General features: G+C 38.6%; 8 protein-coding genes. 1 reads left to right on the top strand and 7 read right to left on the bottom strand.

The features are described 5' to 3' along the window. Window positions 1-5 precede the first annotated feature (5 nt). The 7 genes from FERPE_RS05020 to FERPE_RS04990 form a co-directional block, all read right to left on the bottom strand. A complete protein-coding gene (locus tag FERPE_RS05020) occupies window positions 6-1,487 on the bottom strand; it encodes a DUF4127 family protein (protein ID WP_155804245.1) in 1,482 nt (493 codons plus the stop codon). 128 nt (window positions 1,488-1,615) lie between these two features. Further along, window positions 1,616-4,519, bottom strand: a complete 2,904-nt coding sequence (locus FERPE_RS05015; RefSeq protein ID WP_014451569.1) for a family 10 glycosylhydrolase — start codon at window positions 4,517-4,519, stop codon at window positions 1,616-1,618. 41 nt (window positions 4,520-4,560) lie between these two features. Further along, the gene (locus FERPE_RS05010) at window positions 4,561-5,388 is read right to left on the bottom strand and encodes a carbohydrate ABC transporter permease (protein WP_014451568.1); all 828 of its coding nucleotides are present in this window, start codon (window positions 5,386-5,388) and stop codon (window positions 4,561-4,563) included. Then, window positions 5,385-6,269 carry a carbohydrate ABC transporter permease gene (locus FERPE_RS05005; RefSeq protein ID WP_372588941.1) on the bottom strand — a complete coding sequence of 295 codons (885 nt, stop codon included), beginning with the start codon at window positions 6,267-6,269 and terminating at the stop codon, window positions 5,385-5,387. The genes FERPE_RS05010 and FERPE_RS05005 overlap by 4 nt, the downstream gene beginning before the upstream one ends. 64 nt (window positions 6,270-6,333) lie before the next feature. Then, the gene (locus FERPE_RS05000; RefSeq protein ID WP_014451566.1) at window positions 6,334-7,581 is read right to left on the bottom strand and encodes an ABC transporter substrate-binding protein; all 1,248 of its coding nucleotides are present in this window, start codon (window positions 7,579-7,581) and stop codon (window positions 6,334-6,336) included. A gap of 3 nt (window positions 7,582-7,584) precedes the next feature. Further along, a complete protein-coding gene (locus FERPE_RS04995; protein WP_014451565.1) occupies window positions 7,585-8,877 on the bottom strand; it encodes an FAD-dependent oxidoreductase in 1,293 nt (430 codons plus the stop codon). Next, a complete protein-coding gene (locus FERPE_RS04990) occupies window positions 8,861-9,556 on the bottom strand; it encodes an N-acetylmannosamine-6-phosphate 2-epimerase (protein ID WP_014451564.1) in 696 nt (231 codons plus the stop codon). Before FERPE_RS04990 ends, FERPE_RS04995 begins: the two co-directional genes overlap by 17 nt. Window positions 9,557-9,855: 299 nt before the next feature. Between FERPE_RS04990 and FERPE_RS04985 the strand changes: the two genes are divergently transcribed. Then, window positions 9,856-12,951 (top strand): alpha-mannosidase, encoded by a 3,096-nt coding sequence (locus FERPE_RS04985; protein WP_014451563.1) that lies wholly within the window; start codon window positions 9,856-9,858, stop codon window positions 12,949-12,951. The last annotated feature ends 42 nt before the right edge of the window (window positions 12,952-12,993 follow it).

The following is a 12,993-nucleotide window of genomic DNA, read 5'->3' as shown; positions in this document are numbered from 1 at the left end:
TACCTTTATTGAGTATCGTGCAGAACTATGCCGATTTCGAAAGGTCTATGCCAAGGAAAGAAAATGGAACATTTCCAACTCTTTTTAAAAGCCCTGTTGATCTTCTCAAGGTATGGTTTAAGATTTTCTTGTACAAAGTTCTTAGCCCAATCCTCGTCTTTTATCATTGAGAGACAAGAGCCAGCGCTGTAACCAAGCTTTTCTATTTCTCCATAGAGCATTTTTCTGACATTAGCTTGATATCCCCAGTGTTCTAACAAAAGTATAGATTGGTATTTTTCCAGATCTTGTACGTTTAGTTTAAGCAACCCAACCTTGCTGAAGTAAAGTATTACAGCGTGTGCACATGTTGATCCAAGGGTGTTACCGGCAGTATTCCAACCATAGTAAGTTACGCTTTTCCAATCAATTGGCCTTTGCAAAAGTTCTTCGACTAAAATATTATCTGAGCCGTTTGCATATCTTACGTCTGCAATAGCTATTATTTTGCTTTGCTCAAGGGCTAACTCTATCAAGTGCTTCAATTTGTCGTGACTTTCTTGTTCATGTAAGTTTTCTTGAAAAGGTGCTTCCCTTGGTTCGTCCGGAGCGAAGTTGTTTACGTAAAGCAATATATCAAATTCACGTTCTGAGTCGGTTAACTTTCCTCCAGCACCGACAATATGTGACTTAGTTGACGTATCTAAATCGTCACTGTGATATGGGGGGACGAGATGGGCGTACTCTGGTTTCCTGTAAACAATTTTGAAGGTTGGTTGGAGACCAAAGTAATCACACAGAGATTTCGAAAGCAAACTTAAAGAAGCTTCATCTGCTCCATTTCTGATTTGTATTTTGTCGCTTAATCCTTGTTGCTTGACCAGCTCATGAAGTTCGCAAGCTTCCTTGTAAACAAGGCTTCCTTCAGAGTTGTCATCGAGCATGATGGTAAGAAAATCTATAACCTCTGACCGAACAAGTTTGATGGTTTCTCTTATTATTTTCAGATTTCTCCTTCTTCTCCACAAAAAGTCCTCAATAATCCAATTTGGAATATCTGTCTTTTTTACTTTCGACCCCTTTGCAAGTTCAAGCGAATACTCGTAAAGTGCTTTTCCAAAATAGCCCCAGTAATCTGGTTCTTCCTCCATCGAATTATAAGTCGGGATTCTTGTAATACTTTTTGTTACGTATATTTTTAGGTTAGTATTTTGCCTTTTTAACAGAGATAATACGTTCAGCCGTTTGACTAACGTTTCCTCTTGTGTGTAATCCAACCTCGAAGGGACAAGTCCACCGTGCAAAAGCATGTCTAATGATAGTATTGCTATATCGCAGTTACTTGAGTTCTCAAATAACCAGTTAATTATGTAGTCAACGTCAGCTGGTATTTTCTTAAGACCGAAATATTCAGGAACGAGAACATCTATTCCGACGGACGAACAGAGATGTAGGAAATAATCCTTTGTGCAAAATCTTTCGTCTATAGGAAGAAATAGCACTCTCATTTGCAAAATGTACGCACCTTGCAGTTTAAAACCGAGCATTTTTACGAAAGCAAGGTGCGTACAAAACACCTCCCACTCTAGTATGTTTGATTTTACTTTGGTTTAAATGACCGAAGTTTCAGTGTGATTTATTTTCTACCAAAAATAAATTTTCCGAACCTTTCAGGTGTGTGGAACGTACCATAAGTGACACTCCAAGCATAGTAAAACGCATCATTGCCTTTCCAACGATTTCTGCACAAATTGACTCTGAGTTCAGAGATATCATCTAAAGACAACCCTAAGTAATTCATATTAATCTTTATCTCTGCATACCACACATTGTTCTCCTTCCAGGTGGTTGCTACAATATCGCCGTTCCATTTGCTATCGTAACCCACTTCATCGTAAATAGTACCATCGAAGCCTACGACAAAGTGGTAATAAGTATTGTTCTTTTCATCTTTAAGTATAAAGACCTCAACAGAGTCGCCTAAGTAAGTACGAGTATCACGTGGTCCAGAAACTATTTTTACAGAGCTGAGATCCGGTTCTTCGCATATGAAAAGAACATACAAATTCTCAGTGTCGTACATGACCTTTGCAAATGTCTTTACGTCAGGTTTTTGCCCACTATCATGGTAAAGGAATTCGCCGGTAGCTTCTGCATCTTTCCATTCATCAAGATTTCGATTAAGATTTGAACTGCCTTGCCGAACTGCTAATTTTGGTATTGGAACTATGTTATCAACCACGACCATTTCTTTTGGTTTCTGTGGAAAGAAATCTGCTCTTGGCTTTAATCTGTTTGCTGCTGGACGCACGATTTCAAGCATCCAATGCAACAAATCTACTGCTGCTAAAGCCAATTCAGGGTTTTTTACATTATCGGATATGGTAAAAATTGCTTTCGAAATACTCTCCGTGAGCTCGGCGTAATCTTTGCATTTCTTAATTTTCTCAAATTCTGAAAAGACAACTTCAATATCATTTTTTACAGTGTCGTTCTCAGCAAAGATTTGAAGTTCTGATTTTAGAGCTTCGTCGAAAGCAACTACCAATTCTTCCATTTTTCTAAACGGTGTTATGGCTTTTTTCGACATAGCGTTTTTAAAGTATTCATAATCTTTTGAGAACTTTTTTATATGAGAGACAGAGAACAAGACAAATCCAGCCTTGAAATAATCACTCGCAAGGGAAATCTGGTCAATGACTTTCTTGGGTTCGTCCAAGGATATGAGTTGAAGTCCAGGGCAGAGGTATACATCGCTCTTGTATTCTAACTGCATGTCAAAAAGAATCTTAAGGTCTTCAACCGAGGTTCTATAATCCATTGGTATAAGGAGGTCTAGATATCCTTTTTTTACCCAGTATTCCCAGTTTTGCTTTTTTTCCATACGAGCACCACTGAGCGTAGGATATACCGCTGCACTTATTATCAAATCGTTTTTCATTTTTTTAGCTTTACTATAGAACTCCTGGACAAATGTGTTCACGTTTTCTTCTCGCCACATTTGCCATACAACACTCTCTTTGCTATACTTTTCTATACTGAACGGATCTATGCCGGTTTCTTCTTTGAATCTCTTCACCGCGAATTCCTCGTATCCAAACTCATCGCCGTCATATCGTATATAGTCCAGATTTATACCGTCGATTTCGTATTTTTGTACCACTTCTAGTAGTGCGTCAATGAGATAGTTTTTCACTTCTGGATTAGCATGTGACAACCAGGCCGTATTGTTTTTTGAAAAAATACCTCCAAACTTGTCTTTTTCAATCCAGTCGGGATGAGCTTCCATGAAAGGTGTTTTCACCCCACCAGTAGCAACAGCGTACACCCAGCACCATGCATGGACTTCCATACCAACTTTTTTGGCTTCATCAACTATAATTTCCAATGGGTCTTCTTTCCAATCTCTGAACGCAGGGTCTTGTGGGAATTTAGAAAGTTTTGGAGATATGGTCATACCTTTGTAAATAACTTCAGGAAACACAGCATTGAATCCTAATTCGCTAAGCTCTCTTATTTGTTCTCGCAACTTCTCAGGGGTTTCGCAATCTCTAATTGCGTAACTATCAAACCAAATCCCTCTTAACTGAACGTTGAACTGTGGTAAGAGTTGTATCTCGAGCAAATCTGCTGTTTTTTGAAGCTTTTTCAGTTCGGACACATCAGAGACCTTCTTCGCGGCGTCTTTAAGATTCCAGATGATTTCCTGTAATTCGTAAAGCTTTGACTTAGATAACTTCTTTCTATATTCAAGGAGTTTCTGTTCAAGACTGTATATCTTTTCATCCAGTGATGCCTTCATATAAAACAGGGGATTAACTGTAGACACGGGCTCTCCAAGTAAGTAAGTTATAGCGTTCAGCACCAGGGATTTTAACTCTTCATTTGTTGCTGCCTGCAGGAAGACATTTTCACCAAAGTAAATACCGAATGGTGAAAGAACAGCAGCATAAGGGTACTTCTCGTTTGAAACTTTTCCGTCTTTGGTATACCAAATTGCCAAAGGTGTTGCGTTTTGTGTGACCTCTACAACAAATGTGAAACCTCTGGACAAAGGTACGCTCTTGTTAGTTTGGAACACTGATTCTCCTAATTGAGTCGGCTTCATGTTATAGTATTTTCCACTATCCCAGGAAATAAACTTTATACCCAAGAATTTCGAATATGCAAAGTTTCCTCTGTTTTTGGCTTTGGCATCTTTAAGACTGCTTTCGTAGCAAGCAAGTATTTTTCCACCTTTCATCAGATAAGATTCAACAAGGTCAACCTCGTTATCGGATAAAGCTCCATTCGAAGGATCAACAACAAGCTTTATATATTCGGGGATACTTGTAACCTCACTTGTATTGATGATTTCGTATTCCAATTTGCCATAATCCAAGACTGCAAGCACACCACGGATTATGTTGTCATAGGTTGGTTTTGTGTAGTAACCTTCTGTTGTCGGTGAGTACAATATTCCAATAGAGGGAAGAGCTGTAACAACCGTGGTTATCAAAATCAAGAAACCGCAAAAAACTCTACTCCAAATTTTTCTCATATCCTCTCACTCCTCCTTTTAAATAAAATCCAGGGAGTGAATCATTGAATTATTGCTCCCTTGTAACCTTCTATGAAGTACCTTTGTGTGAAGTAAAAGAATACTAAAATAGGAATCATGGCTATGACAATAGCAGCCGATGCTGTTCTGAAATTCGGTTCAAATGTGCTACTCAACTGAGACAACCCAACCTGAATAGGGTATTTTGCAGGTGTCCTTAGCACAATAAGTGGCCACAGCAGAGAGTTCCAGTAGGCTGTAAATGCAAAGATTGCAAGTGCTGCGGTTGCTGGTCGAACAAGTGGAAATGTTATTTTCCAGAACACCTGGAACTCATTACACCCGTCTATCCTAGCAGCATCCTCTAGCTCTGCAGGAACTGAGAGATAATGTTGACGCATTAGAAATATGCCAAAGATTGATACGGCACTTGGAAGAACAACCGCCAAATGGGTATCGTACAATCCCATTTTTAGAATGGTTATAAAATTGACGATCAGCGCACCTTCCATTGGTATCAATAAAGGTAGCAAGATGAATTTAAAAACAAGTTCTTTTCCTTTCCACTCAAGTCGTGCAAGAGGATAAGCGGCAAATGCAGCTAATACTACTTGGAAAGCTACTCCGAGAGAGGTTATTATTATTGTGTTGGCGAAATATCGTATCATCGGTACTTTCTTGAAGACAGTTATATAATTCTCAAATGTTGGGTGTTCCGGAATAAACTTCGGAGGCCAAGTAAATAAGTCTTCACCTGGACCTTTAAATGATGTTGACAACACCCATATAAAAGGGAAAGTAAAGAATACAGCTAACAATATCAGAATAAAATAGCTAAAAAGCGTTTGAATTAGCTTTCTTATTTTCATTTTTTCTCACCTCTTGGTCCAAAGAATTTGAAGTTTATCACCGTGAAAGTTATTAGAATACCTGCAAAGATAACTGAAGTTGCTGTGGAAAGCCCAAACTTGAATCTGACAAAAGCATAGTCGTAGATCAAGTACATCATTGTTGTTGTTCCCGAACCGCCCTGTGTCATTAAGAAAACTTCTTCAAATACCTTGAGAGCAGCTAGGCTCGATATAGTAAAACAAAACAACATTGTTGGCTTAAGAAGTGGTAAAGTAATTTTAGTTAATAGATGCCTGCTATTGGCCCCGTCAATCTTTGCCGCTTCGTAAAGTTCAGTTGGTATATTTTGGAGACCTGCAAGGTAAATGACCATGTAATAACCAATACCTCTCCAGAACGTGACAAACATAACACTATAAAGTGCGAAGCGTTCGTCTGTTAACCACATTACCGGTTCTTTTATCACACCTATTGAGAGCAAAAAGCTGTTTAGCAAACCATCAACATTGTATATCCACCGCCAAGTCATACTTACTATAACTGAACCAGTTATCACGGGGACATAGAAAAGTGTACGAAAGAATTTAATCCCAGGGAGTTTTTGATTTACAAGTATTGCGGTAAGAATTGCCACAAATTGAATAAACGGAACTACGATAAGATATTTAAGGATATTTACAAGCGCTTCGTAAAAGTATTTGTTCCTAAATATCTCTTTATAATTGCTTAGACCAACCCATGTTATTTTTTTTGTGAACATGTTGTAGTCACAAAAGGAGAGAATTATGCCTCTTATTATCGGGTAGTATGTAAAGATGGATAGTAACGTCAAAGGTACTGCCAAAAAGAGAACAGCTATTATTATCGTCTGTCTTTTTCTTGCACGCAATGTTATCACCTCACATAATCTAACACATGTGGGGACAATGTCCCCACATGTGAATTACACAACAAAGAACAAATTACTTGCCCAGTATTGCGTTCACCTCTTTTTCGGCCAAGCTGAGTGCTTCTTTTGCGCTCAATTCGCCTTTGATTGCTTTCATCCAATAGTCTTGTAGGACTTTTCGGACATCTGGAAGCTTGTTAGCCGGAACACCTATGACAGCAGGAGCGTTAAGGTCAACAGCGTTTTTCATAGAAAGACTTGCCATGTACATGGCTTTGGCATTAAGGTCTCCTGCCTTGACACGTTGTCTAAAGTATTCACTTGTTTCCAAACCTTGGATAGTTGATGGAATAACAGTGGCATATTTGCTAAACTCTATCTGCCATTTTGGAGAGGTTACGTGTGCTGCAAACTTAGCTGCCTCTTTGGGATATTTACAAGTTATAGGAATTGCGAGATTCATCAAGGAGACTTTTACGATTCCAGCTTTTCCAACAGGATAAGGCGCTACCTCTGTAACTTTGAAGATATTAGGACTATTTATTTCTATATGCTTTAACATAGTTAGACCAGCAGGGTACATCGCTATCTTACCCTGTTGGTAGAATTCTCTACCCTCTCCATAGCCTCCAAGTGATCTCGGCATCAGGTTTTCTCTGTAAGCCTTCTGGAACCATTCTAACTTGGCTACTGCTTCCGGGGTGTTGAAGGCGGCTTTTTTGCCATCAGGTGTTACTATTGGTACGCCTTCTAAGAGAAGTTCGTCGATAGCAATTATGTTTGGCTCAAAACCGTATATATCCAATTTGGACCTTATGATTCTTGAATATTCAAGGACTTCATCCCAAGTTTTCGGAGGCTTGGCGGGGTCAAGACCAGCTTTTTTGAACAAGTCTTTATTGTACATTAATATAGGAGTTGATGCATACCATGGAAAAGCGTAAGCTCTTCCGTTTACTACTGTTGCATTCCATAGTCTTTCCCAGTACTGTTTAATGGTGATTGGTGGAACCAGGTTGTCCACAGGTATCAGAGCACCCTGCACAGCAAAATCCACGGCCCACGTTGTATTGAGGTTTACAACATCTGGACCTTGTCCTGCTGCAATGGATGCGGTTAGCTTTTGGACTGCAGAGGCATATGGAATATCCAACCAGTTGATTTTAATACCTGGATTGTTCTTTTCAAAATCTGCGATCATTTCTTTTATGTAGGCATCAAAGGTGGGACTTAAAGAAAGTGTCCAAAATTCAAGTGTTATTGTCTTACATACTCCAAGTACTGTGATAAGAACAAAAATCATCAAAAAAATCTTTCTCATTGGTTACCCCTCCTTCTTGTTATTTGGTTCGCTAAATCCTAATATTTCGTAAAAACTGCCTTTCGTAACGCCTGCTATGCGCCCAATTGCTTCCCCCATGTCCGAGCAGGTTGCCATTATTCTTGCGGCGGATTGACCTAAGAACGTTCCAGAAAAATTACGCCCGACGATGCCTAAGTTTACAAAGTCCTTGGAAATAAGTGACCTTATTGGTATTTCATAATAGTCTTCATCCATTGGAACCTCAAACTCACCTTTCGAGTTACTCTCCTGAGTCCTTTTATGAACATCGATACCATATACGGCTTTGACAGCTGCATCTTTGAATTTTCTTTTATTCATAACATCGTCACCAGAAAAACTGTAAAGTCCGCGTATACGACGACTTTCACGGACCCCGGGATATGTTGCTATTTTTTCAATATAGCAGTTCTCAAAACCAGGTACATAATGCTTGGCAAATATGTACACTGTCTCAACTTGTTTATATAGTTCTTTTAGGGCTTTTGAGAGTTCGAAATCATCAGTTGTTTTAACCCAGACATGAGTTGTGTTAACTGTAACTCTACCTGTTCCTGGAAGCTGGTTGAAAAAGAAGTAGTCGACCGGATAGTTTAGACCTTCTTCCCTTGCTCTTCTCACCTCCTTAAAGTAACCCCCTACCGATAAGACCTTTGAGTTAGGTGAAACCCACTTAAAAAAGTTATCAGGATCTCTGCGTACAGATTCGCGTACTTTTTCAAAATCTACGTTTGACAATGTAAAAATAAGTGTTGTCCCTTGGTTCTCGCCTGTTGTCTCGTCACCTGAATCATACGAACAACCTGCAAGATAAGAAAGGCTACCATCCCCTGTAGCATCAATAAAAAGTGAGGAATTTATTTCATACTCGTTTCCCAAAGAAGTTTTAACTACTACATGCTCTATTCTTTTTTGTCTTGTTTTGCCATCTTCACTGGTTTTTACAAATACAGGTATGGCTCTAAAAAGTACGTCTACATCCTGCAATTTTTCCATCAACACTAATTTGAGAATTTCTGAGTCAAAGCAATTTTCAATTATTCCTCCCCGGTTTTTTAGATCTTCTATCAGTTCTTTGAAGAAACCTCCGCAAAGTGTTTTGTTATCAAGCCAAAATTTCATAAATGGATTAACAAGACCAGCTGTTGCATTACCACCAACAACGGCACTTTGTTCAATTAAGATTACTCTTTTTCCGAGTCTACGAATAGTTACAGCAGCACTTATTCCTGCTAAGCCTGCACCAAAAACAGCAACGTCATAATCGAGAGTCATTTTTGTTCCCTCCTATGTTGTTAATGTTTCTGAATGCTTCGATAAATTTAGATAGTGTAACCCAAGGCCGTGTTATAGCTGTTCCAATGACAACGGCATATGCTCCCGAAAGAAAAGCTTCTACAATTTCCTTTTCGGTTGAATAACCACCTTCCGCTATTACTGGGACCGGCGAGAAAGAAGCCAACTCTTTTACGAGTCGTATGTTCGGTAACCAGGTATTTTTCGTGTACTCAGTGTACCCACTGAGAGTTGTAGCAATATAATCTGGTTTCAAAGGTAAAACTTGCTGTGCATCAATTTCGTCGGCTATATCAGCTATTATCTCGACATAGGGAAAATTTGTTCTGATCATCCCAAATAGTTCTTCTAGCGGGATGGGGCGATTGCGACGAGTGCAATCTATAGCTACAACATCACAACCTGAACTCACTACTTCTTTGACATCGTCAAATGTAGGGGTTATGTATGCTTCATAAGCTCTGTTTTTAACCAATCCAATAACCGGGATTCTTAAGTTTTGTTTCAATATTTTGACGTGTTTTCCTCCGTTTGTTCTTACTGCCGTTGCACCTACACTTTCAGCAATTTTTCCCATGCTAAGCACAAAACAAGGGTCTACAATTGGGTCTGTTGGTTCCAGTTGAACACTCAGTATAATACCGGGTTTTATTTTCATGAATTAGTTCACCCTCTCGTTTACGATTTCGAAAACATTTTTTGAGATTATTTCCATACAAATTTTACCATTGGAGATTATTTCCAAAAAAACTTTTTTTGGTGTAAAAAAATAAGAATCAATTAAACAATTTAAGAAAAAAACTTGTATCAAACTTTATCTTAGAATTGCTTTCTTTATCTTAGAATTGCTCTTTATTCTTTGTGCCTCTTTCAGAGGAGGTCTTACGTTTCTAAATTTATAATTTATGATGTGCGTGAAATTTATTATGAAGTTCAAAGCAAGGGAGGGTGAGAAATATGTACAGGAACAAACAAATCGACTGTGCGAGATTTTCCAAGATACTGGATGAGGTAATGCCGTATTGTGTTACAAGAATTGAAAAACTTACTTGGATACATAAAGGAAAAATGATAAGACTTCCGTACAGGTGGGAAGCGGGAAATGAACCAGCCATTTTTGAATCAGTATTTCAACAGAGTCTACTGGAAAGTTTTCATACGTGTTATCTACGTGCCTGGTTTGGTGGGGAATCGCTTATCAAACTAGATGGACTAACTCTTGGTGAAATAAATGAATACCACAGGGAAATAAATCTTACTCAATTTTGCGATGGGAGAAAACACAACCTCACTGTTGAAACCATGCCACGAGGACTTTTCGGAACAAAATCTGAGCCATTGTTTAGCGAAGGTCACTTAATTTGTTACGATGTCGATATGCTAAAGGCAGTGAGATTCTTTAAAAATGCTATTGATGTGGTTCAAGAAACAAACGATGAAGGACTATCAACACTAATATTGGGGTTGTTGGACGAGCATATTCAGTTAATAGAGATCCCACGCGGTACAAAAAGTTATTTGGAGGGATTAAGCGAGAATAAATCAGCTAAGAATCTTGTACTTAGCGTTTGGGAACCTCCAGAGATTTCTTCTCAGGTTGCATTATGGAGAAAAGAAGTTAGAGAAACTTTGCTCATTGCTTATGAGAAATTTAGATCCGAATTATCAAAAGTGTCTGTGCGATTCCCAAAACTAGGAAAAGTTTATTTAGCAGGGCATGCGCATATAGACTATGCATGGCTTTGGCCAGTTGAAGAAACAAAACGAAAAATCGTAAGAACCTTTGCCAATGCAGTACAATTAGCAAAGAAATATCCGGAGTTTATATACATCCAATCTTCTGCGCAGATGTATGCAGACCTAAAAGAAATCTCTCCAGAGCTATATAACGAAATCAAAGAGCTGGTCAAAACGGGAAAGTGGGAACCTGTTGGCGGTATGTGGGTTGAATCAGATTGTAATGTTCCGAGTTTAGAATCTCTTATCAGGCAATTCTACTACGGTCAGAGCTTTTTCAAGAAAGAATTTGGTAAGATTTCTAAAGTAGCTTGGTTGCCAGATGTCTTTGGATTTTCTTGGGTGTTACCACAGGTTTTAAAACAATCTGGTATAGAATATTTTGTGACAACAAAACTAACATGGAATGAATCGAATGAATTCCCTTATGATATATGCAAATGGCGAGGAATTGACGGAACAGAGGTTGTGTATTACAGTTACAAGAATTTAGAAGAAGGTTATAACGGTCGGATTAGTGCAAAATCCATTATTAATACGTGGCAAAATTTCCGCCAGAAAGAACTCACAGACAAAGTTTTCCTAACATTTGGATACGGTGACGGCGGCGGTGGTCCTACCGAAGAAATGTGCGAGAACTACTATGCTTTGAAGTACGTACCAGGAATACCAGATACAGTATATTCAACACCTGAGAATTTCTTCGAAAAATTGAAAGAAGATTTTTCTTTTGATAAATTGCCTGTGTGGGACGGGGAACTTTATCTGGAACTTCATCGTGGAACGTTAACTTCGCAAAGCAGAACAAAACGTCTTCACAAAATTGCGGAAGATTATTTAAGGGTTACAGAAATCTTAAATGCGTTATATGACGGGGAATTGCAACCAGAGATTGACGAGTTATGGAAGATTCTCCTTCGCAATGAGTTTCATGACATTCTTCCTGGTTCCTCAATACATGAGGTATACGAAACAACAAACGCTGAGTTGAGCTATATTATACAACATTGCAAAGAACTACAGCAAAAGCTATTTTTAGAAAACATAGTTTCAGAGAGTGGATATATTACTTTGTTTAATACTTCTTCTTTTTCAAGAAGCGTCGAATTCGAACTGGAAAAGGAGCTTGAGCTTAGCTTCAATGGTAAGCCCTTGAAAAGAGTTCCAACGTACGATGGGAAGTATTTCTATAAGCTGGGTGATGATACCACCACTATTGAACCGCTAAAGCTCCTCTCGTTAAGCATCAAGAATCCTGTCGATAGTGTTCAAAATTCAGCAGTAAGAGAGGATTTTACACTCAAAAAAGATGGAGACGGATACCAAATTGAAAACATTCATATGAAGGTGAGTATCTTTAACGATGGTTCGCTACAGATATACAACAAGCGTTTAGGAAAGTATGCTTTTAAAGGCAAAGGAAATCTGTTAGCCTTGTACAAGGATATTCCTGCTTACTGGGACAATTGGGATATTGATTACCATTCTCACCTTTCTGAGAAGATTTTGAAAGCAGATAACGTTTCTGTAGTTGAAGATAATGAACTGAGAAAAGTTCTGAAAGCCCAATACACAATTGAGGGTTCAATGGTCGAACAGTACTTTATTATTGGTTCCGACAGTGAAGAAGTTGTTGTTAGAACTCGTATTGATTGGCATATGAGAAGAACAGTTCTAAAGATTAAATTCCCAACTAACATACTTTCAAGGACTGCAAAGTTTGATATTGATGGAGGCTTTATAGAGAGAGCCACACACAGAAACACGAACTTCGAAAAGGCCCGTTTTGAAGTTTTGGCTCACAGGTGGGTGGATATTTCTCAATACGACCTTGGGGTGACGATAATAAACGATGGTAAATATGGACATTCTGTTGAAGATTCAACCATAAGTTTGACGGCTCTCAAGGCAGGTATATATCCAGATTTTTACGATGACGAAGGATTGCAAGAATTCAGCTATGCTATTTATGTACATGGACCGTGCGATGTGAAAGACATTGTGAAGAGAGCCGACAATTTCAACAAGAAAATAATAGTCTTCGAAGGTTTATTAAGTCAACCAAAAAATTTGATAGATGTTAAGTCTGACAACTTTAAAATACTTTCCTACAGAAAAGTAAATGGCAAGAAGGTACTAAGGTTATGCGAGCAGGTCGGTTCAACAGGAAACTTGGAGATAATTCCAGAGTTCAGCTTCAGTAGGGTGTATCTTACGAATATTTTGGAAGAAGACGTTAGAGAGGTACATGTAAATGCAGGGGCTATTATGGTAGAGTACAGACCTTTTAAAATCTACACTATGGTGATTGAATGATAAAAAGCGCCGCGCGACTGCGCGGCTACTTAATTGAGTTGT

This window comes from Fervidobacterium pennivorans DSM 9078 (assembly GCF_000235405.2).
In the GTDB taxonomy this organism is placed as follows: Bacteria; Thermotogota; Thermotogae; order Thermotogales; family Fervidobacteriaceae; genus Fervidobacterium; species Fervidobacterium pennivorans.
This window is presented reverse-complemented; position numbering and strand designations above follow the sequence as displayed.

Excerpts from the sequence above, each read along its gene's own strand:
- FERPE_RS05020 (WP_155804245.1), bottom strand. The coding sequence starts at position 1,487 with ATGAGAGTGCTATTTCTTCCTATAGACGAAAGATTTTGCACAAAGGAT.
- FERPE_RS05015 (WP_014451569.1), bottom strand. The coding sequence starts at position 4,519 with ATGAGAAAAATTTGGAGTAGAGTTTTTTGCGGTTTCTTGATTTTGATA.
- FERPE_RS05010 (WP_014451568.1), bottom strand. The coding sequence starts at position 5,388 with ATGAAAATAAGAAAGCTAATTCAAACGCTTTTTAGCTATTTTATTCTG.
- FERPE_RS05000 (WP_014451566.1), bottom strand. The coding sequence starts at position 7,581 with ATGAGAAAGATTTTTTTGATGATTTTTGTTCTTATCACAGTACTTGGA.
- FERPE_RS04995 (WP_014451565.1), bottom strand. The coding sequence starts at position 8,877 with ATGACTCTCGATTATGACGTTGCTGTTTTTGGTGCAGGCTTAGCAGGA.
- FERPE_RS04990 (WP_014451564.1), bottom strand. The coding sequence starts at position 9,556 with ATGAAAATAAAACCCGGTATTATACTGAGTGTTCAACTGGAACCAACA.
- FERPE_RS04985 (WP_014451563.1), top strand. The coding sequence starts at position 9,856 with ATGTACAGGAACAAACAAATCGACTGTGCGAGATTTTCCAAGATACTG.